Origin of the sequence: Oxynema mangrovii CENA135 (assembly GCF_016632315.1) — a bacterium.
Taxonomy (GTDB): Bacteria; Cyanobacteriota; Cyanobacteriia; order Cyanobacteriales; family Laspinemataceae; genus Oxynema; species Oxynema aestuarii.
The window spans coordinates 1713052-1734543 of the sequence record NZ_JAEOXH010000001.1 but is presented as its reverse complement, the minus strand read 5'-3'; the positions used below and the strand labels follow the sequence as shown (position 1 = coordinate 1734543).

13 protein-coding genes are annotated in these 21492 nt (G+C 52.0%); 8 read left to right on the top strand and 5 right to left on the bottom strand.

From position 1 onward, the window contains the following. Window positions 1-111: 111 nt before the first annotated feature. Window positions 112-1350: a vWA domain-containing protein gene (locus tag JJD41_RS06875; protein WP_200665276.1), complete on the top strand. Its 1239-nt coding sequence runs from the start codon at window positions 112-114 to the stop codon at window positions 1348-1350. A 381-nt stretch (window positions 1351-1731) separates the two neighbouring features. Here the strand turns inward: JJD41_RS06875 and JJD41_RS06870 are convergent, their stop codons facing one another. Beyond that, a complete protein-coding gene (locus tag JJD41_RS06870; RefSeq protein WP_200665275.1) occupies window positions 1732-2811 on the bottom strand; it encodes a PIN/TRAM domain-containing protein in 1080 nt (359 codons plus the stop codon). 168 nt (window positions 2812-2979) lie between these two features. On the opposite strand from JJD41_RS06870, the gene hemW reads away from it, so the two are divergent. The 3 genes from hemW to JJD41_RS06855 all read left to right on the top strand — a co-directional run bounded on the left by hemW (window position 2980) and on the right by JJD41_RS06855 (window position 9735). Next, window positions 2980-4212, top strand: a complete 1233-nt coding sequence (gene hemW, locus JJD41_RS06865) for a radical SAM family heme chaperone HemW (RefSeq protein ID WP_200665274.1) — start codon at window positions 2980-2982, stop codon at window positions 4210-4212. Between the two features lie 590 nt (window positions 4213-4802). Next, window positions 4803-8702: an FG-GAP-like repeat-containing protein gene (locus tag JJD41_RS25540; RefSeq protein ID WP_200665273.1), complete on the top strand. Its 3900-nt coding sequence runs from the start codon at window positions 4803-4805 to the stop codon at window positions 8700-8702. Between the two features lie 301 nt (window positions 8703-9003). After that, window positions 9004-9735 carry a rhomboid family intramembrane serine protease gene (locus JJD41_RS06855; protein ID WP_200665272.1) on the top strand — a complete coding sequence of 244 codons (732 nt, stop codon included), beginning with the start codon at window positions 9004-9006 and terminating at the stop codon, window positions 9733-9735. A 296-nt stretch (window positions 9736-10031) separates the two neighbouring features. Here JJD41_RS06855 and JJD41_RS06850 read toward each other — a convergent pair whose 3' ends face one another. The 3 genes from JJD41_RS06850 to infC form a co-directional block, all read right to left on the bottom strand. Continuing rightward, complete coding sequence (locus JJD41_RS06850) at window positions 10032-10532, bottom strand: Crp/Fnr family transcriptional regulator (RefSeq protein ID WP_200665271.1); 501 nt, start codon at window positions 10530-10532, stop codon at window positions 10032-10034. A 74-nt stretch (window positions 10533-10606) separates the two neighbouring features. Next, window positions 10607-13648 carry a HEAT repeat domain-containing protein gene (locus JJD41_RS06845; protein ID WP_200665270.1) on the bottom strand — a complete coding sequence of 1014 codons (3042 nt, stop codon included), beginning with the start codon at window positions 13646-13648 and terminating at the stop codon, window positions 10607-10609. A 651-nt stretch (window positions 13649-14299) separates the two neighbouring features. Beyond that, complete coding sequence (gene infC / locus JJD41_RS06840) at window positions 14300-14830, bottom strand: translation initiation factor IF-3 (RefSeq protein WP_168569352.1); 531 nt, start codon at window positions 14828-14830, stop codon at window positions 14300-14302. A gap of 186 nt (window positions 14831-15016) precedes the next feature. On the opposite strand from infC, the gene JJD41_RS06835 reads away from it, so the two are divergent. The 3 genes from JJD41_RS06835 (at window position 15017) to JJD41_RS06825 (ending at window position 18204) form a co-directional block, all read left to right on the top strand. Further along, complete coding sequence (locus tag JJD41_RS06835; protein ID WP_200665269.1) at window positions 15017-15175, top strand: hypothetical protein; 159 nt, start codon at window positions 15017-15019, stop codon at window positions 15173-15175. Between the two features lie 710 nt (window positions 15176-15885). Next, on the top strand, window positions 15886-17103 hold the full coding sequence (locus JJD41_RS06830; RefSeq protein WP_200665268.1) for a DUF3747 domain-containing protein: 1218 nt from the start codon (window positions 15886-15888) through the stop codon (window positions 17101-17103). A 267-nt stretch (window positions 17104-17370) separates the two neighbouring features. After that, the gene (locus JJD41_RS06825; protein WP_200665267.1) at window positions 17371-18204 is read left to right on the top strand and encodes a hypothetical protein; all 834 of its coding nucleotides are present in this window, start codon (window positions 17371-17373) and stop codon (window positions 18202-18204) included. Between the two features lie 146 nt (window positions 18205-18350). On the opposite strand, the gene JJD41_RS06820 is transcribed toward JJD41_RS06825, so the two are convergent. Further along, on the bottom strand, window positions 18351-18614 hold the full coding sequence (locus JJD41_RS06820; RefSeq protein WP_200665266.1) for a hypothetical protein: 264 nt from the start codon (window positions 18612-18614) through the stop codon (window positions 18351-18353). A 20-nt stretch (window positions 18615-18634) separates the two neighbouring features. Between JJD41_RS06820 and JJD41_RS06815 the strand changes: the two genes are divergently transcribed. After that, complete coding sequence (locus JJD41_RS06815; RefSeq protein WP_200665265.1) at window positions 18635-21094, top strand: GH116 family glycosyl hydrolase; 2460 nt, start codon at window positions 18635-18637, stop codon at window positions 21092-21094. The last annotated feature ends 398 nt before the right edge of the window (window positions 21095-21492 follow it).

Here is a 21492-nt window from a genome sequence, read left to right as displayed (position 1 = left end):
AAGTTAACAGACCCCTGGGGCAGGCATCTTGACTGCTATCAACTTCAGCTACAATCTCAACCCCAAACAAATCTAAACCCTAAACTTCCATCAACTTAGGAGAATTCTGTTATGAAAGTCGGTTTGTACCCGGCCTTAAATGATAACAATATCGACGCCGGACAAGCGAGTAGCCAGCGTCAACTATCCCTATCGATTGCGGCGATCGCCGAAGCCACCGATGCGAGTATTCCCTTAAATTTATGCTTAATTCTCGACCATAGCGGCTCCATGCACGGTTCCCCTTTAGAAACCGTCAAAGAAGCGGCTTTTCGCCTCATCGAGCGCCTCAAACCCGGCGATCGCCTCAGTATTGTCGCCTTCGACCATCGCGCGAAAATCATCGTTCCCAATCAAGTTATCGAAGATATTAACAGTATTAAAAAGAAAATCGATCGCCTCAGTGCCGACGGCGGAACGGCGATCGACGAAGGTATGAAACGCGGACTCGAAGAACTCAAAAAAGGATCGAAAGACACCGTTTCACAAGCCTTTATTCTCACCGACGGCGAAAACGAACACGGGAGTAATGACGCCTGTTTGAAATTTGCCAGTCAAGCCGCCGAAAGTAACATCACCCTCAACACTTTGGGGTTTGGCGAACATTGGAATCAAGACGTACTCGAAAAAATTGCCGATGCGGCGGGGGGAACCCTCAGTTTTATCGAACGTCCGGATCGAGCGGTAGAAGAATTCGGGCGGATTTTCGAGCGCATTCAATCGGTCGCGTTAACGAACGCTTATTTAATCTTCGATTTAACGCCAAAAGTGCGCCTCGCCGAACTCAAACCGATCGCCCAAGTTGCCCCCGATACGATCGAATTACCCGTGCAACCCAAGCAGGGGAAATACGAAGTCCGTCTCGGCGACGTGATGACCGACGTGCAGCGTGTGGTGTTAGCCAATCTTTACATCGGACAATTCCCCCAAGGACAGCAAACGATCGCCCGAGTGCAAGTCCGTTATGACGACCCCGCCACAGGTCAAAGCGGAATTTTATCCGATCCGGTTGCGGTAGACGCGCAAGTCTTAACCGCTTACCGACCCTCGCCGAATCCAGAAGTACAGCAACATATTTTAGCGTTGGCAAAATACCGCCAAACCCAGATCGCCGAACAGAAAATGCAGCAAGGCGATCGCACTGGGGCCGCGACGATGTTACAAACCGCAGCAAAAACGGCGTTACAAATGGGGGATAAAGGGGCCGCGACCGTACTGCAAACCAGTGCGACGCAACTGCAAGCGGGGAAAGACCTTTCGGAAGGCGATCGTAAGAAAACCCGCATCGTTTCCAAGACGATTTTGCAATAAGGCGATCGCCTCTCCGTTCCCCCCCTTCATAAGGGGGGCTAGGGGGGATCTGCAACCATAATCTGCAACAAAATAAGGCGATCGCCTCTCCGTTCCCCCCCTTCATAAGGGGGGCTAGGGGGGATCTGCAACAACAATCTGCAACAAAATCAGGCGATCGCCTCTCCGTTCCCCCCTTCATAAGGGGGGCTATGGGGGATCTGCAACCATAAATTGCACTTGCATTCGATCGATCTAAGCTCAGCAGGGATCGATCCCCCTAAATCCCCCTGAATAAGGGGGACTTTTGAAAATCGAACGGCCCCAATTTCGATAAAAATCGGGGCCGGTTGCGCGAAATGATTAACTTTTTGGTCATACCGCTTATTGTCGATCGCTCGTTCACGCAACGACAGAGGTATGAGGACGGGCGAAAATCATGCGTCCGGCAGAAGTTTGCAAGGCGGAAGTGACGACCACTCGGATTTCGTCGCCGATATGAGTTCCTCCTTCTTCGACGACCACCATCGTGCCATCTTCGAGATAACCGACGCCTTGGGCCGCTTCTTTCCCTTCTTTGAGGATTTTCAAATCGAGACTGTCTCCCGGAAGGTAGACGGGACGGACGGCTTGGGTGAGGTCGTTGACGTTGAGAACTGGAACTTTCTGAACGCTGGCGACTTTACTTAAGTTGTAGTCGTTGGTGAGCAAGGTGGCGTTAATTTCTTGAGCCAAACGCACCAATTTGGCATCGACGGTTTGTAAATCGTCGTAATCTGCCGAGTGAATGACCACGCGATCGGGATAATGTTCCTCGATGCGGTTGAGGATGTCGAGGCCCCGTCGTCCGCGTACCCGTTTTTGATCGTTAGACGCATCGGCGACCATTTGCAATTCTTGCAAGACGAACTGGGGGATGAGCAGTTGTCCTTCGAGAAAGCCCGTTTCGAGCAAGGATTCGAGGCGACCGTCGATGATGCAACTGGTATCGATCACTTTGGTGGCGGCGGGTTTGAGGGTGCCTTCGGCGACGAGCATCGCTTCGAGGCTGTGGGGGTTGATCAGCCGCAAAAAAGCGCGTCCGTGGGTGTCTGCGAGGGCGACGCCCAAAAAGGCAAACATGACACTGCCGAGAATCGCCGCTAGGGGCTTGATAAAGGCAAATTCAGAGGGAATCGGCAGTAAAAAGACCGGGGCGAGCATTAAATTGGCGACCAACAGTCCCATGACTAAACCGATCGATCGCGTGATCAGCACGTCGATCGGCATTTGGCGCACTTGGGTTTCGACCCGGCGGTAAGTGGTCTGCACTGACAAGCCGATCGCGCCGCCAATTAAGGCGCCGAATCCGGCGGTGACGGAGCGCAACCCTTCGACATTGGTCACGCGATCGATGGCAGAAGCCGGAAGCATATCGATGCCGTAGAAGCCGATCCCCGCTCCTGCTAGGATGAAGGTAAGGATAATGATTGCATCAAGCATGAGTGCAAGCCTATTAGGGTAAAACTGTTCGTGCTTCAGATTGAGGCTCTGGCTGCAATAGCGGATGCGATCGCGCGCCAGCTCTGATAATTGATTTACACGCTACTCCCCCATTATACTGTTAAGTTTTGTGGCGTTTTGCCTCGGTTGGTTACGCTTGAAACACCTATGAAGTTGCATCGGGTCCGTCCCCGAGGGGCTTACGTTCACATTCCCTTTTGTCGCCGTCGCTGTTTTTATTGCGATTTTCCGGTTTCCGTGGTCGGCGATCGCAAGTCGGGAGAAAATTCGGGGACGATCGCCGAATATGTCGAAGTGTTAATCGAGGAAATCGAAGCGACTCCGCGATCGCCCCACCCCTTGGAGACGGTGTTTTTCGGCGGCGGAACCCCCTCGTTACTGACCGCCGCTCAGATCGATCGCCTCCTGACGGTTCTCGACCGCCAGTTCGGGATCGCCTCGGATGCGGAAATTTCCGCCGAAATGGACCCGGGAACGTTCGATCGCGCCAAATTGAGTGGATATGCTCGATCGGGAGTCAATCGCGTTAGCTTGGGCGTCCAGGCGTTTGAGGACGACTTGTTAAAGCTTTGCGGGCGATCGCACGATGCTGAGGATATTTTTACAGCCGTGGAGAATATCCGCCACGTCGGGATACCCAACTTCAGCCTCGATCTGATTTCTGGTTTACCCCACCAAAGTTTAGAGCAGTGGCGCCGTGCGCTCGATCGCGCGATCGCCATTTCCCCCAATCACCTCTCTTGTTACGATCTCGTCGTCGAACCCGTTACCCCCTTCGGTCGTTTCTACAAACCGGGCGATCGCCCCTTACCCGACGACGACCTCACCGCGCAAATGTACCGCCTCGCCGCCGAAATGCTCTCGCGCGCGGGATACGAGCATTACGAGGTCTCGAACTACGCCAAAAAGGGCTTTCAATGTCGCCACAATCGTCTGTACTGGGAAAATCAGCCTTACTACGGCTTTGGCATGGGCGCCACCAGCTACGTCGGCGATCGCCGTTGCTCCCGACCGCGCACCCGCAAGGAGTATTACGAATGGGTTGCAAGGTATAAAGCCTCCGGCGGGGCGATCGACGAACCGCCCACGTCCACGGAAGATCGGCTTTTAGAAACCTTAATGCTCGGTTTTCGGTTGTCCGACGGGGTGAATTTACTCGAAATTCGAGAAAGTTTCGGGGCTGAAGCGGTGGCGGCGATCGTCGAAACTTTGCAAGTTTACGATAAAAATAACTGGATTGAAGGACTCGACCGTTCGGGGGCGATCGGGGAGAGGCGATCGCTTCCCGCCAGAGTGCGACTCACCGACCCCGAAGGCTTTTTATTTTCCAATACGATTTTGGCCAGCTTATTCGAGTCATTGACCGTAGAATTGCGGTAGTCAGCCTCACCGGAGTACAGTTAACAAAGATGTTCTCGCAGTAAACTCCGTATTATTCCTGATTTATAAATTTTTAAAAAAGTGTTATAATAAAAAATTTTTATTTCTCGAAATGATAGGATCGGGGAACAAATTCTCAAACAAGAAAATCTCGTGGAAGAGGCCCACCCTAGCGATCGCAAAACCCTTTAGCAAATTGAAGAGTTTTCAACAGAGATCGGTTCTGAAGCGGAACGATGGGTTTTCCCTTGCTATTAGCGGGATTTTTCTCTTACAGAGAATTGCGCTACCGACTCGATGCGATCGGTAGGCCGATAAAGCCGAGTCAAAATGGCTCCCCAGGAGCGAAGGTAAAGCGGTTTCGTCAGGGGCGATCGGTGACTTAAATCAGGAGATCTCAAACAACTGCAACCCGATAGAGTTAGCCTCTGGCTCGCACGTCCAGCCTCCTCGACCGACGTAACCGCTTCTAAAGTTCCGAACAGAGAAAGCACCAAACCCTCGAACATTCGTTTTGATGCCTTTCGACGGTCGCCGCCAATCCGGGAGAGCCACTAAAGTTGGCTCGGATTGTGCGGAGGGCTTGAAAAATGAAAGTCATCGAAGCTCGACATCCTCAAAATGAAATTGCCTTAATCGACCCGAACCTTCCCGCCTGGGAACTCCTCGCGGCAGGGATCAAAAAAGGAATAGAACTCATTATCCTCGACCCCGTTGGGGATCCCCTAGAACAAATCGCGGCAGCGCTGCGCGATCGCCCCCAGACCAAAGCCGTTCACCTCATCAGCCACGGTTCCCCCGGCACCCTACATTTGGGCAATATCAGTATTAACGGTAATCATTTCGACCGCTACGCCAGCTTATTCAACACCTTTTATCAATTCTCCCTTAACGACCCTCAATTTTCCGTCCTTCTCTACGGCTGCAATATCGCTGCCGGAGAAATCGGGCGAACCTTCATCGAGAAATTGCACCATTTAACAAGCGCCAATATCGCTGCATCTAGCTCCCCAGTCGGGAATCGCAAACTAGGCGGACACTGGGACTTAGACGCCATTGCCGGAAAAATAGGAGCGCAAAAAGCCTTCTGTACTCCCGCAATGGCCGCCTACCCCGCCCTTCTCGAAGTCACCTTTGACAGTCCAAGCCTTTATAAAGTGGGAAATACGCCCTATTTTGTAGCGTTCGGAGACTTCAACGGCGACAACCATCTGGACTTGGCCGTAGCCAACTCCGGAGACGACACAATTTCGATCCTGTTAGCCAATGACAACGGCAGCTTTAGCCCTCAGACAAAATTTTCGGTAGGAGATGCCCCACACTCGTTAGCAGTGGAAGATTTCAACGGGGATGGAAAAGCTGATGTGGTTGTCGCTAATTCTTCCGATACCAAAGTTTCAGTCCTTTTGGGCGATGGGAATGGCAGTTTCAACTCTCAAATGACTTATGAGGTAGGCAGTAAACCTCCTCGCTCCGTAGCCGTGGGAGACTTCAACGGCGATGGCAAAGTCGATTTGGCTGTGGCCAATTCTTCTTGGCCTATGGGAAGTTCTACCGATGACCAAGTTGCGATCTTGTTGGGAAACGGGGCGGGCAGTTTCAGCCTTGAGACGACCTATCAGGTGGGCAATGGGTCTGATGCCTCTTTAGCCGTGGGAGACTTCAACGGTGATAGCAACGCTGATTTAGCTGTGGCCAACTATCGGGATGGCAAAGTTGCCGTACTCTTGGGAAACGGCACTGGTAGCTTCGATTCTCCGATCGCGTATGGGGTAGCAGATGGGGCAAGTTGCGTTGCAGTAGCCGATTTAAACGAAGACGGGAACAGTGATTTAGCCGTAACGACTACAAGCAATAATGGCGTTTCGGTACTGTTAGGAGACGGCACGGGTAACTTTAACCCTCAGACGATTGATGAGATAGGGATTAGTTCCCCTACGAGTGTAGCGATCGCAGATTTCGATGGAGATGGCAAGCTTGATTTAGCAGTTGGATCTTCTTGGGACTACAAAATTTCGCTACTTTTGCAAAGCGCCAATGGTGTATTCGGTTCTCCCAACACGTATCAAGCACTCAAGTCTCCACGCTCTCTTGCGGTGGGTGATTTTAACGGTGATGGTCAGCCAGATTTAGCGGCAGTGAACGCTGTATATGATGGGAATGCGCCTGAGGTTTACTCATTTTACGTTGGGGTTTTTTTAAATACGACTCCTGTGAGTCCAACTCCTAGCACTCCGGTTATTTCGATCGCTCCAGATACCAATGCAGACGAAACTGAGTCAACGGACGGCACGTTCGAGATTACTTTAGACCGAGCGGCACCCACTGGAGGCTTGACCGTCAACTTCAATGTCGCGGGTACCGCAACGAAAGCCGACGACTACAACTTGAGTGCGGGAAACAATATCACCGAGGTGACGGCTACGAGTTTCACGATCGCCGCCGGAGCCACTAACGCCACGTTAACCGTAGTTCCGATTGACGATAACGAGGTCGAAACCGACGGGGAAACGGTCGAAATCCAGCTAGAGGCAGGCAGTAACTATACCGTAAGCACCACGGATAATACGGCTGAGATCGCGATCGCAGACAACGACTCCTCAGAAATCGAGGTTAAAGAACCAGAAATCGAAGTTAAAGACGGCACGACGGAGATCGAGGACGGCACGACAACGATTTTGGACTGGGGCAGCACTCCCCTGGGTACGGCTCTCAGGAACACCTTGACGATCGCCAATACGGGCAATGCCGACCTCAATCTCGGCGAGCTCAACCTCCCAGAGGGATTTAGTATCGTTGGAACCTTGCCATCTACAATTGCACCGGGAACTTCGGGCAGCTTACAAATTCAATTAGATGCCATTACTGTAGGCCGTTTTGACGGTACGCTTTCGTTTGAAAGCAACGACAGCGACGAAGATCTGTTTGATTTTGCGATCGGTGCTCAAGTGACTGAATCGGGAGAGTCTGGAGACACGACGACCACGGGTGGAGACACGACGACCACGGGTGGAGACACGACGACCACGGGTGGCGACACGACAAACACGGGTGGAGATACGACGACCCCGGGTGGCGACACGACGACCACGGGTGGAGACACGACGACCACGGGTGGCGACACGACGACCACGGGTGGCGACACGACAAACACGGGTGGAGATACGACGACCCCGGGTGGAGATACGACGAACACGGGTGGCGACACGACGAACACGGGTGGCGACACGACGACCACGGGTGGCGACACGACGAACACGGGTGGCGGAGGATGGGAGGCGATCGCCCCTCAAGTACCTTACTGTCCGAGTGTTCCTCTAGAACAACGTTCTCTAGACATGAACAGTACCCCGGAAGCAGTACAACTTCCCTTGCAAGGGTTTCATTTAGACTGTAGTTGTCCTCCCCTTCCCGAAATTCCAGCAGTCTGCTTTGGTAACCCTCAAGTTCCTAGTAATAATGCTGGCGACGACACCTTAATTGGCACGGAAAGTAACAATTACCTGCTTGGCGGTCGCGGTAATGATTTCCTCCAAGGGTTGGAAAGTTCCGATACGCTTCTCGCTGGTAATGGCAGCCCCATTCCTGTAGGATCCCTAGGCGATCGCGACCTCATCCACGCCAACCGAGGGAATGACATCCTTCAAGGATGCGAGGGCAACGATACCCTTTGCGGCGGCAAAGATAACGATATCGCCCACGGCGGTAAAGATGATGACTGCATCTGGGGCGATCTCGGCAGCGATACTTTAATGGGAGATTTGGGCAACGATAGTTTATGGGGTGGCACCAGCAACCCAGATGTTCGAGATGTCTCCGGAGAAGACTTACTGTTTGGTGGTGAGGGGGACGATTTCCTTAACGGTGATGGGGGGAATGACTCCCTATCCGGCGGTGAAGGTAACGATACCCTACGCGGTGCTGAAAATGACGATCTCATCCAAAGCAATGGCGGAGATGACTTGCTAATGGGGGACGAAGGAAACGATCGCCTGTGCGGTTCGGATGGCAACGATACGATCTTTGGCGGACTCGGAAGTGACCGTCCGATTGGTTCTGTAGGGGAGCAAGATGTCCTCGGCGGTGGCGCGGGGGACGATTTCCTCAACGGTAATGAAGGGGAAGATCGGCTCTGTGGCGGGGATGGTAATGATACCCTGCACGGTGGCAAAGATAACGATGTCGTCGGTGGCGGCGATGGCGACGATCTCCTCTGGGGCGATTTGGGTGACGACACCTTGATTGGGGGTGAAGGGAGCGATCGCTTTGTCTTGCAGGCGGGGGCGGGTACGGACACGATCGCCGATTTTGTTTCGGGTACGGATGCGATCGCCCTCGCGGGAGGCTTGACCTTCGAGCAACTCGATCTGAGCGAAACAGGAACTGTAACCCGGATTCAATTCCAAGATGAATTCTTGGCGACCTTAATCGACGTCGTCAATTTGTCGGCGGCTGATTTCACCCTTATCGAAACTTCTGACTCGTTTTAAGTTTCCCCTTTTTGAAGAGGGGCGATCGCCCGGATGACGATTCGACTTTCTTCAATTCCGTTGCAGATGTCCTATCTTATATTGAAAGGTAACGGCGCGAGCGATCGCGTCTTTACCTTTGTCTTTTTTTGAGCGCTCTTCCCTGACGACTTTTTTAAGGGTGCAACCTTTAAAAAAACAGGTCAAACAACGCGGGCGAGATCCAAGAGCATAACAACGGAACTGTCAGAGTTCCATACATGTCATCACTCAAATAGAATCGCTATAATTGTAAAATTTACAATCTAAAATCTAAAATCCCATGATTCCCATTGACGATAATTTACCCCAACGATCGCCTCCGATCGCGACGACTATTTTAATTGCTTTAAATATTGCCATTTTTATTATCGAACTGCACTTAGATGCTCGTGGAGAACTTACCGAATTTCTCAACACTTGGGCGCTCGTTCCCGCACGCTTGACTTCCATTGCCAACGATGCGATCGCGAGCCAAAATCCCGCCGCTTGGGTCGCCTTATTCGCTATGGGAGGCGGTTCGCTCTTATCGGCGATGTTTCTGCACGGAAGTTTTAGTCAAATTTTGGGAAACTTATTATTTTTATGGGTATTTGGCCGCAAAGTCGAAGATATTTTAGGCCATTTTACTTATTTTGGTTTTTATTTACTTTGTGGCGTTTTGTCCGGGATCGGACAGGCGATCGCCGAACCGAGTTTGTCTGCTTTTCTGATTGGCGCTAATGGGGCGATCGCCGCTATTTTAGGCGCTTATTTACTCAATTTTCCCAAAGCAAAAATTGACAGTCTTTTACCGTTAATTATTATTTTTATTCCCGTCGAAGTTCCCGCCTTTTTCTATAGTTTATGGTGGTTCGTCCAGCAGATGTTTTACGGAATAGGAGAACTCGGAGGACTTTACGCGAATATCAATCCGAGTAGTACGGGATATTGGTTACACGGACTGGGAATGGCGATCGGTGCGGGATCGATACCCTTTTTCGTCAGGTTTAAGCCAAAAACTGCGATTTATTAAAACTATTAATTATCCGCGATCGCGTCGATGAGATTGGGTGGAGACGATCGCCCTTAGAGACTTTTTGTAAAATCAACATTAACAGCCCGGGTTGAGAGGAGGCAATCTCCAGAACATCCAATAACAGATGGCTGTCATTTAGTTACCCCTACTTCTCTAGAGTTTGGAAACCCAACCCCTACTAGATTTTTTTGTATTTTCTTGATAAACAGTCTCTTAGATCTCCCCTAAAATTTTAACCTAAAATTATTTTTCAAAATAGGCTATAAAAATCATCAAAACCATCGATAATTTCTTTAACTCCCAACGGCATTACTATCGAGATTTCGGGCGGTACTTTGACTGGCAGATCCTTGAGCAGAAGACGATTGTTGTGCGGAATTAGCGCGATTAAGTTCGCGAATGCGGCGGGAGAGCAACCGAATAATATTAATAGCAATCCCCGGCGTTTCATCGATCGCGTCGTAGAGTTGCTGTTGGGTCAGCACCAAACAATCGCACGCATCGAGGGTGGACACCGAAGCCGAACGCGGTTCCGCATCAAACAACGACATTTCGCCGAAACAAGCCCCTTTTTCCAATTGCGCTAAATCGCGGTTGCCGATGTGAACCCGCACCCGTCCTTTAACCACAATATAGAGCGATCGCCCCTCCTGACCTTCAGTAAAAATCGTATGTTTTGCCGGAAAAGAAAGTTCGTCCATGACCGAAGCCAGCCGGACGAGAAAATCATCCCGTAGTTCCTTAAAAATCGGAACGGCCCTGACAAATAATAAACGGTCAACACTGGTGAGCATTACGACAACAAAACGTAAAAAAAGTAAAAACTAAGCAACACTCCAGTACCCGCCAGCTCGGTGTCGGGAGGGTGTCACGTGGCCTCAAATCCCGCGATTCCGCGATAGTTCGGCAAATTCGGCTGGCGACTGGGAGCCGTTCGAGGACGGGAATGAGTATCGCTCAGACCCAATTCTGCCATCATCTGCTTCACTTGTGCGGCGACCAGGCGATCGGGATCGTCGATCATCATCGGCAACAATTCGGCTAAAGCACGGGGCGAAGCGACTCGCAGATAAGCCAGTACCGCTTCGCGAACAAAACCTTTCGGATGGCGCAAACAGGCGAGGGTTTGTTCGGCGGTCAAACTCCAACGAGAGGCACGGGCGAGGTGGAAACAACAGGCTAACGGCCAATCCGACAAGAAATAACGATATTCCACCAAACGACGCAGGCGATCGCTCGGTGACATCGTTTCATAAGCAAACAAATCGGAAAGTGTTTGCAATTTCTCCAGATCCGAATGGCGGTCTAAAACCGACAGGACAATGCGTTTGCTGGGGATATCCAGGGTATTATCCAAGATTTCCAGCCCTCTGGCCATATTCGATCGCACGCCAGATTTCAGATTGAACGCTGCCGCCTGAATCGAACCGAAAGGATAAAGAAACTTCATCAATAAAAACAGGCGATCGATCGCGTCGGCAATCAAATCGTGCAAGGCACTGCGTAACAACTTCGCTTCCCGTCCGCGCACCCGGTCTTTGGTCAAATCGTTGAGGGTCGCATAAATTTGACCCATAAACATCAGTTCTTGGTCGATCAGCATCTCGACCCCACTGCGTCCGAGGCGATCGAGAACCCCCTCAATTCCCGATTCTCTGGGCATTTTCAATAAAATTCGCAAAATATTGCGTCGCGTCGTCCCCCAACTGGCGATCAAATGACCGATCAGCGAATCGAGAGCTTCGATCGTCCCGATCTGTCCCAGGGCCATCCAAGCGTGCATCCGCACTAAATCGGGCTTGTGAATGTCCTCCGCCAAGGCCACGAGGCGATCGATAATCTCGTTATCCAAACGCACCAACGCCCGCATCGCCGAATCTCGCGTGGACTTATAATACAAACCGCGCAGCAACGACGGGTAATATTCCTCAAACCGGGTCGCCGCAATCACTTCTAACAGGGCGCAGCGTACTCGCAACGATTCGTCCTGAAGCAAATTAGGAATGTACAGCCGCAATCCCTGCAAGTAATCCGCTTCTCCGAGGGCGCGACACCCCATAATCCGTTCCTGCTCCTCTTTATTCGTGAGCATTCGCCGCAAGGTATTCGTCGCTTCGGCTTTTTGCTCGCGGTTGCCCCGGCGCATGATCAGCGAAGCCGCCGTCCCGCGCACGACCGGATCCACTGCCGAATCGAGATAGGGGCGCAAGGTTTCGATATCGAGGTCCGCTTCGGTCAGCCAGATATAGCGCAACGCCAGAGCCAGCACTTCTGTGGAGGAGGGACGTTCGACGAGCTGTTCGACGTAATTTTTATACGTCGGATTCGGTCGCCTGAGCATTTCTTCCAGGCTTTGCCGTTGTAAGGCGGGGGTGAGATTGACCAGCAGGGGCGCGAGAACGTCGCCGACGTTTTCCGGGTCGATTTGGGTGAGCAGTTCGATACACGATCGCTTGTCTTCTTCCCGACCGCTTTGTTCGAGGGTTTCGACGATCGTGCGTTTGAAGGCGCGCATATCGACGTCAGAGACCCCAAAGCGTCCGCGTTCGGCACTGGAGACGAGCAAACCCAAGTAGCGCGATCGCAAAATCCAAACCACGAACAACCAGCCCAAACCCAACAACACGATCGCCAGCACGAAAAACAATCCTTGAATGTCGGTCTGTTCTTGGGCGCTGGCGTCGGGTAAGAAAAAGTTACACACCGCGATCGTGGTTAAAATCATCAGACCCGCTACCCCGGTCGAAATCGGTTCGGCAATACCGTTGACCATCGCCTGGATGTTACTGCGAATGCTGTCGGGCAAGGGTTGAAACAATACCGGACCGGTCCCTTCGATCAGGGTATATTGCAGCAGTTCTTCGATAAATTTGAGGGCGACGAGACCCCAGAAGAAGGGGAGCAGTTGAGTTAACGAAACCAGACCGATCGCGCACAGGCATCCGGGCAAAATCATCGCCGCCACAAACACCCCCACCCGTTCGATCAACCGACTGGAGACAAACCACTGCATCGCCAATTCAAAAATTCCCAAAACCCCGTTAAATAATCCGAGAAAGCTGGCAATTCCGATCGCCAAGCTTTGACCTTCTGGGGCTTGTTGTTCCAGTTCGCTTAAAAATTGAAAATCAACTAATAAATATAAAGCTTCGGCCAGAATAAAAAAGGCAAATAAAGGAATCGCATATTGTTTTAACGGTCCGGCCAAGCGCCTGTTGGTGTAATCTTGTTGGTTTTCCTGTAGGCGTCGCCGGGGAGCGTCCGGAAAAGCTTGTTGGTAAGACTGACTCAGATAAAACAGAATAAACGCCCCCAGTCCCATCATCGCACAGGACATCAAGGTGACGTTTTTTAAGCCGACAAATTCGATCAGCGCGGGGAGTGAAAAACCACTGATCACGTCGGCCAGTAAAATCCCGCTACTGATAATCGGGTAAGTACGCTTGATTTCGCGGATGTTAAAGAGTTGGTTGGCGGTAATCGAGGTATTGAGGTCGTTGAGGACGTAAGACGCATCCATCCACAAACGCATCAGAAAAACGGTGATGCTGGCGACCGCCGCCACGGCTAATCCGACGCGAAATAAGAGTAACGGGGCGGCCATCAAACAGGCGATCGCCACGATCGCCCGCCGTAACGGCAAAATTTTCTGTAACCAAGAGTACAAAAAACCCAAACTACTGCCGATCGCCGCCCCGGCAATATAAATCCACGGCAGGGAACTGGCCCCGTATTCGTCGAGGAACAAACCGACCGTACTCGCTTCCAACCAGAGCAGTCCGACTGAAGTTAAGGTATAAAACGCAAACATCAGCCACGTTCGCTCTCCTTCTTCCGGGCGGAGATTGACCCATTGGAGCAAGCCTTGAGCGACTCGACTCTTGGTTGACTGCCGATCTTTAAGTTCCATGCAGCGATGGTTTATCCTCGTGTAGATTGTCCCCGATCGAATGCGAAATCAGGCTCATCACATTGACCCCCTCACCCACTGAGTTCGTGGATCCCCCGCCCTCAAACATTGCTCCTCTGGACGACTCGCTCGTTGTTGAGGATGGGGTTTTATCGCTCCCTCAATCTCCCTGGTTCCGATCAACTACCGATCTTTTTGAGGTCACCATTTCGAGTAACCTGCATCTGGCGGTAAATTCAACACCCGAGTAAGCGGATGACTTTTAAAGAGTTTAATAAGTCGTTGGCCGTGTTCGAGCCGTTCTTAACACTTTTTCTTGTTCTGCGATTCCCACAAGCTTTGCCAGTTCAGTTCTACGTTTCCGATCGCCTCCTGGCTCCGGTCACTTGACTCCACCATAACCTTATCCGTTGGCAAATGCATATTCACGACCGATCCCGCCGATGCAGATCGCGACTCCAGCCGCCCCTCGCCACCGGGAGATCGCCATCGGAAAAGTGACACCCACAACAAAAGTTGGAGATCGCCGCGAACCCTCGACCCCTGAAATCTCGATTCTCGGAAACGGCGGCGATCGCGATCGGCTCCTGGCGCCAGTCCCGACCGCGATCGTCCGCCTTCGCTTCCGGCGTTACCCGGCTTTAGACGGCTTTACTTCTTCGGAGACAGCAACATCATCATACTGCGACCCTCTCGTTTGGGGCCTTGCTGAACCTCGGCCAATTCTTTTAAGTCAGTCGCCATGCGATTGAGCAACGTTTCTGCCAAGTCGCTATGTTGAATCTCCCGACCTCGGAACATCACCGTGGCTTTCACCTTATCCCCAGATTTGAGGAAGCGCTGCGCTTGAGAAAGGCGCACGTTGTAATCGTGTTCCTCAATCTTGTAGCGCATCTTCACTTCTTTAACTTCAGCCGCGTGCTGCTTTCTCTTAGCCTCTTTCCTCTTTTTCTCTTGCTCGAACTTGTATTTGCCATAATCCATGATTCGGCAAACGGGGGGATCGGCTTTATCGCTGACCAACACCAAGTCCAATTCTTTCTCTTGGGCAATTCGTAGCGCCTCTTGCGGCGTTATAATCCCCATTTGGCTTCCGTCGGTATCGATCGCGCGAATCTTGGGAAACCGAATTCTTTCGTTAATTTGGGGGACGTCCCGATTGTAGTGTCTTTTGTCAATCACAGGCGTTTAGTGATTATGAAAGCTGTTCGTTAACAGGTTAGGGTCTGTACTGATTGTACATAGGTCGAGTCGATCGCCTTTGCACAATTAACGGTCAAAATTTGTAACGGAAAAAATCTCAACGCCTTTAGGAGGCGTCACCGACTGGCAGTAGATTTATAGATTCATGGTTTTAAGCACCGATGTTTGAGTGCCAATAGCCGTTTAGGAAGTTCGGTTCGTAAAGGATTTGGGAGAATTGGAACGCAGCACGCCATTGTTGAAAATCAGAACCGCGCGATCGCCCTCGGGGAACGAGCGCCCCTGCCGTGCAGGTGGTCGTCCCGCATTCCCCTACAATTCTAATCCTTAAATCTCAATATCCGAATGACTCGATCCGAGCGCACTCACGTCACTCGTCACAGTCAAGCCTTCCCTCCCGCTTTGCCAGATTGAGGGCCACAAGTCAAAAACCGGGTACCTTCGTTTATTTCTGCTATTGAAATTTTTAGCATTGTTGCCGAAAGAGTGACGAACGCATAACGGAAGGATTTTAAGTTTACCCCAAGTTTACCGCAACGCCATTATCGGTGACACGCTATCTCCAGTAGAAACTTTCCCTCGGGCGAATCGCGATCGGCTGCACCCCTATTGGCAAGCGGGCGGCGATCGACAACAATTATTGAAACTTCATTTATTGAAACTTCATTAAAAACTCGCAACGATCTACAGCTTCCCGCCCTAGGGATCTTCTAGGGAAGCGATCGCGCGCGATCCTCCCGTGCCCCCTCTGGCCATAACAGACAGTTGCACAACTGGACGAGTACGAAACCCGTGCGAGTGCGTGTCACTCCCCCGCGCCGTCTTCCCCAAAGTCGATACTCTTTATAGATTTTTATAGATTTTTAATAGCTTTGTGACCCATCAAGCTAGATTTTCTCGCTTTTCTCCTGGTAAAGTCCCCTACAGGACAGTTGTCAAACCCTAACAACGTTCTCGGGTTTTCTGCCAATCGTTCCCCAAAATAAAAACATGCCAGGAAGCATTTATCCACTACAGCAGGTCTACCCAAGATTATGAAAACTTCACTTCGTCTTAAAATTGCTGCTTTAGCGACTGCCACCCTTTCCGCGATCGCCCCCATTGCCCCCTCCGTAGCGGCAACGTTCGGACAAAGAGAAGTCCAACAAGACCGCTTTATCGCCGTCGCCCAACCCTTTATGAGCGGTAGAGCGCACAAACTCTTAGTGATCGAGCAAATCTCCGACGCGCGCTCGTGCTGGAGTGAAAGCGGCAGCAACCCCACGATCGTCAATCCCCTCCTAATCAACTTCGACTTTACCGGAATTTGCGGTCGCGGCACCGACGCCAACGGCTATTCCGTCCGGGTCGGCGGTCAAGACGTAGGTATTCGCTACACCCTGCGCGTCGTCCAACGCGGCGGTGACATGCTCCTCGTCGCCGTGGACGATTTCGATCGCAAAGAAATGGTCATCGGACGCACCAATGGCACCACTACTGGCTTTGCCAAAATCCAACTGTATCCTGGATGGCGCTTTGCCAAACGTACCTATCAAGGTCAAACCCTCGGTCACGTCTATTTCGCCAACGACCAATCCTTAACTGCCCTCGCCCAACCGATCGGATCCTCCGGAAGCAGACCGACGCCGACGCCGACGCCGACGCCGACGCCGACATACACCTTCCCCGACGTTCGCGGCGATATCTACGCCCGAGAAATCGAGGAAGCGGTCAATATGGGCTTCGTCGCCGGGTTCCGCGAAGACAATACCTTCCGTCCTCTCAATTCCGTCACCCGCGAACAACTCGTCTCCCTCGTCCTCGAAGCGCTGCAAAATATTGAGGGCGCCAATATCTCGATCCCCAGCAGCATGACGACTCGCCCCTTCTACGATGTGGAAGCCTCGCGCTGGAGTGCGGCCAAAATTCAATGGGCGAAGAACAACAATATCGTCAGTGGCTACCGCGATGGCAGTTTCCGCCCCTCCGAACCCGTCACTCGCGCGGAAATGATGGCGGTTTTACGTCGCGCGGCGGAATATGGCAAGGGTCTGCGCGGTCAGAGTTCTACTCTCGAATCGACCACTTCCACCATGCAGTTTTCGGATACGTCCGGTCACTGGGCCGATTCCCTCGTCAGTCAAATGTCGTCTTATTGCAACGTCGCCTCGGCGTATAACGAAAGCGGCAGTCGCTTTTATCCGAACAATCCTGCGTTACGTAACTATGCGGCAGCAGCCACCTTACGCATGATTAATTGTGTCAAACGTTAGGGAGATTTTTGCAAAGCCTTTTACAATTTGAGCCTTTATTTCCTCCTCTGCGACTGGTCAACCGGGACGATTCGGAAACGAACGATGCGGTTGGCCAGTCTTTTAATGAAAGAGCAGCGATTTTCAGGGGAACTTGAGCGAGCATCGGGTCGCAGAAGACTGGATTTTTGCGGAATTTTTCCGATGGCCTAAAAATGAAAACAGTAGCGATCGCCCGACGCGATCGCTTACGATCGATTCGAGACCAATTGTTTGATTGTGCTTCCCATGACTATTCAAAAAATTGACCGCCACCATCGATCTAATCCTTGGATCGAACAACTCAACGGGCGCGATCGCATCGAGTTAGCAGAATACGCCACCCTAATCGGCTCCGCCCTCGGTTCGATCGTCGCGGGATTGTCCGGTCAGGTGTTGTTTGCGGCAACTCCTCTGACGTTGGCGATCGGTGTTAATATGCTCAAACGCAATCGTCTTGAAGATTACATGAACGAGCAGCATCGCGCCGCGATCGCCGACATTCATCGCGTCGTCGAATCCCTGCACACTTCTTTGGAAAAATTACCGCCAGAAGAGCGCGTCGCCGATTTAGAAGGGACGACCGTTCGCATTAGCGAAGCCCTCGTTAAAATGCAAGCAGAATTAGAAGCTCGCATTGCCAAAACCGATCCGTTAAAAGCGGAAAGTTTACGGGAAGAATTGGCAATTCTCAGACGGGCGATCGTCCGCTTGCGCGACCAAACCGATGCGAATTTCAGCCAAATGCAAGCGAATTTCGATCGCGAAATTAAAGCCGTCCGAGAACAAGTTTTATCCCACCCCACGCATCCAGAAACCCTGGGAGTCGAACGGCTACAAGGAGATCTGGCTACCCTCGCCAACGGTTTAGACGATTTGCGCGATCGCGTGAATTCTTTAGAAACTCCTGCCGACGCCTTCGCTTCTCCCCTCACCGACGATCGCCTCCAAACTTTAGATCGAAAAGTCGAACGACTCGAATCGGACAATCAAGAAAAAATTAAACCTTTATTGAAACATTTAATTCGCGCAGTCAAACAAATTGATGCCGATCGCCGCTCTCATACTGGCGATCGGCATTAATTGCGTCTTCGTCGCTCGATCGGCAATGGATTATCCCAGAACTGAGTCGGTTTTGGCGAAGGTTTCACGCGAACTTGGCCAAACCTAATCGGTATGAGTCCTGCAGTTTATGGATTGCTAGTTTCTTCATTAATTTACCTTTAAATTTACTTTTTAAAATAAAATAAAAAAACATCGTCGGGTGGGCGATCGCGAAAGCGAAAAACTCTCGCAAAAATAATTCCTCGATCGCCGCGTTTCATGTTTTTAATTGCCATAAAATAGCCCCAAGTGGGAAACCCTACAACCCCAATCGAGTCCCATCGATCGCCGCCCTTCAACTCCGATCGTTCTACGAGGCGATCGCTGCGAAAACGCCTCGAAACCTGAACGGCAAAAAGTCTCGGCGCGCGATCGCGATCGCACGCCAAGATCGCGATACAATCCCCAAATGAGCAATCGAGACAATCGCCCCCCAATCCCGTCTTATACCTGGACTCGTCCCCTCGGCTTGGGATGGGACAAACCGTACACCGTTCGCTATGCCAGCAATCTCGACGATGGCCCGTGGCATGGAATGCCCCTCGGCGGCTTTGGCGCCGGATGTATCGGGCGATCGCCTCGTGGCGACTTCAACCTCTGGCATCTCGACGGCGGCGAGCACCTGTTTCAGTGCCTTCCCGCCTGTCAATTTTCCGTTTACGAAGAAAGCGCCCATCGCCGTCAAGCTTACGCCTTAGCGACCGCGCCGCCGGAAGATGGCACCTTATCCGCATGGCAGTGGTATCCCCAAAGTACCCCGGAGCGATCGACTGGAACCTATCACGCCCTCTATCCGCGCAGTTGGTTCGTTTATGAGGGCGTATTTGACAGCCAGTTAACTTGCGAGCAGTTTTCGCCGATTTGGCCGGGAAAATATCAAGAATGCAGCTATCCGATCTCCGTTTTTGAATGGACCGCCCACAATCCGACCGACGAACCGATTACCCTCAGCATCCTCTTGACCTGGCAAAATACGGTCGGTTGGTTCACCAATGCGATTAAATCGCCCCAAATTAAAGTGCGAGATGATGGCAGTCCGGTTTACGACTATCGATCGCGCTGGGGAGAAAGTCAAGGAAATTTCAATCGCTACATCGAAGATTTTCACCGCGTCGGTTACGTGATGGGCGGGCCGATGGTGGGAGACGAACCCCAAGAAGGCGAGGGAGAATGGGCGATCGCCACCGTGACCAGTCCCGTAGTCGAAATCTTCCATCACGGACGCTGGAACCCCGTTGGCGACGGTAGCGAGATCTGGGAACATTTTTCTCGGGACGGATCCCTCGACGATTTCGCCGACGAACGGCCCGCCCGTTCCGACGAACAGATCGGGGTGGCGATCGCGGTGCGCTTCACGGTCAGACCGGGAAAAACCAGGAAAATTCCGTTTATCTTGGCCTGGGATTTGCCAATCACCGAATTTTCTCCCGATATTTGCTACTATCGCCGCTATACCGATTTTTTCGGGCGTCACGGTCGCGGCTCGTGGAGTATGGTTCGCACCGCCCTCAAGCATTACGACATGTGGCGGGAAAACATCGTTGCTTGGCAAGAGGCGATCGGCGATCGCCCCGACTTGTCCCCGGCCTTTAAAATGGCCTTATTTAACGAGTTGTACCTCCTCGCCGACGGTGGCACCCTCTGGACCGCCCAAGACGAACAAAACCCGCGCGGACAATTTGCCGTTCTCGAATGTATCGATTATCGCTGGTACGAAAGTTTGGACGTGCGGCTGTACGGTTCGTTCGGATTGTTGATGTTGTGGCCGGAGTTAGAAAAATCGATCCTCTTGGCATTTGCCCGGGCCATTCCCACCGCAGACGAGACCCCGCGCAAAATTGGCTACAACCAAGCCGACGCCGTTCGCAAAATTGCCGACGCGACGCCTCACGATCTCGGCGCCCCGAACGAGCATCCCTGGGTGAAAACTAATTACACCAGTTATCAAGACTGTAATTTGTGGAAGGATTTAGCCTGCGATTTTGTCTTGCAGGTCTATCGCGATTTTCAGTTAACTGGAGCGGATGATTTCGAGTTTTTATGGGATTGCTGGCCGTCGGTCGTGCGCGCTTTGCGGTATTTGAAACAGTTCGACCGCGACGGCGACGGCATCCCGGAAAATAGCGGCGCCCCGGATCAGACCTTTGACGATTGGCGCTTGCGCGGGATTAGTGCGTATTGTGGCGGGTTGTGGTTGGCGGCGTTGGAAGCGGCGATCGCGATCGGGGAACTGTTATTGAAGCATCCCTACGATAATGGGATTTTTAGCGGCACGATTTACGAAGAGCGGCGATCGCCCCTGAGCGAACCGGACGGGATCCAGGCGGCGATCGCCACCTACCGGGAATGGTTAGAGCAAGCCCGTCCCCTCTATCGCGAAACACTCTGGAACGGCGAATATTATCGCCTCGACAGCGAAAGCGGTTCCGATGTGGTCATGGCAGACCAACTGTGCGGTCAATTTTACGCCCGCTTGCTCGGACTTGACGATCTCGTTCCCGTCGAATCGATTCGGACCACTTTAGAAACCATCTATCGCTCTTGCTTTCTCAACTTCCACGACGGCCAATTTGGCGCGGCGAACGGGGTCAGACCGGACGGGTCCGCAGTCAATCCCCAAGATACCCATCCCCTGGAAGTCTGGACCGGGATTAATTTTGGTCTGGCCGCCTTTCTGTTACAAATGGGGATGAAAGAAGAAGCCTTTCGGTTGAGCGAAACCGTTATCGGTCAAATTTACGAGAACGGCTTGCAATTTCGCACCCCAGAAGCGATTACCGCCGTGGGAACCTTCCGTGCCAGCCATTACTTGCGGGCGATGGCGATTTGGGCGATTTATGGCGTTTTAACCGAGTTCGATCGCCGTTAAACGAGAAGGGAATACAAGTTCTGGCCGCTCTCAACCGCCTTTAGGGGCGATCGTCGTTTGGCGAAGGCGATCGCGATCGAATTCAAGACAAAAGTTAGAGTCTTGATATAGGTGGGTAAAATGTTCGCAGAAGCCAAATCGAGCCAGTCTGCTCGACGGCTTGCCCCTCTCAACGATTTAGCGTGGGAGATCGAAAAAGAGCGAACCAATTTCAACCGCTCTTTTTCGAACTAGCATCAACACTCAAATCAGAGAATCCTTATCCTCGTGCGGGTCGATCCCCTTTGGCTTGAGGCGCTGCAAAACGTGAGAGCTATGCCGGGTTCGGTTCTCGGAAGAGTCTAAACACAAAAACGCACGACAGGCGATCGCACAAATCGCCGTGTCCCAAAAACCAA

What these genes read in the sequence shown, in the direction of transcription:
- JJD41_RS06825 (WP_200665267.1), top strand. Translation starts at nt 17,371, where the DNA reads ATGACTATTCAAAAAATTGACCGCCACCATCGATCTAATCCTTGGATC.
- hemW (WP_200665274.1), top strand. Translation starts at nt 2,980, where the DNA reads ATGAAGTTGCATCGGGTCCGTCCCCGAGGGGCTTACGTTCACATTCCC.
- JJD41_RS06870 (WP_200665275.1), bottom strand. Translation starts at nt 2,811, where the DNA reads ATGCTTGATGCAATCATTATCCTTACCTTCATCCTAGCAGGAGCGGGG.
- JJD41_RS25540 (WP_200665273.1), top strand. Translation starts at nt 4,803, where the DNA reads ATGAAAGTCATCGAAGCTCGACATCCTCAAAATGAAATTGCCTTAATC.
- JJD41_RS06815 (WP_200665265.1), top strand. Translation starts at nt 18,635, where the DNA reads ATGAGCAATCGAGACAATCGCCCCCCAATCCCGTCTTATACCTGGACT.
- JJD41_RS06875 (WP_200665276.1), top strand. Translation starts at nt 112, where the DNA reads ATGAAAGTCGGTTTGTACCCGGCCTTAAATGATAACAATATCGACGCC.
- JJD41_RS06845 (WP_200665270.1), bottom strand. Translation starts at nt 13,648, where the DNA reads ATGGAACTTAAAGATCGGCAGTCAACCAAGAGTCGAGTCGCTCAAGGC.
- JJD41_RS06850 (WP_200665271.1), bottom strand. Translation starts at nt 10,532, where the DNA reads ATGCTCACCAGTGTTGACCGTTTATTATTTGTCAGGGCCGTTCCGATT.
- JJD41_RS06830 (WP_200665268.1), top strand. Translation starts at nt 15,886, where the DNA reads ATGAAAACTTCACTTCGTCTTAAAATTGCTGCTTTAGCGACTGCCACC.
- JJD41_RS06855 (WP_200665272.1), top strand. Translation starts at nt 9,004, where the DNA reads ATGATTCCCATTGACGATAATTTACCCCAACGATCGCCTCCGATCGCG.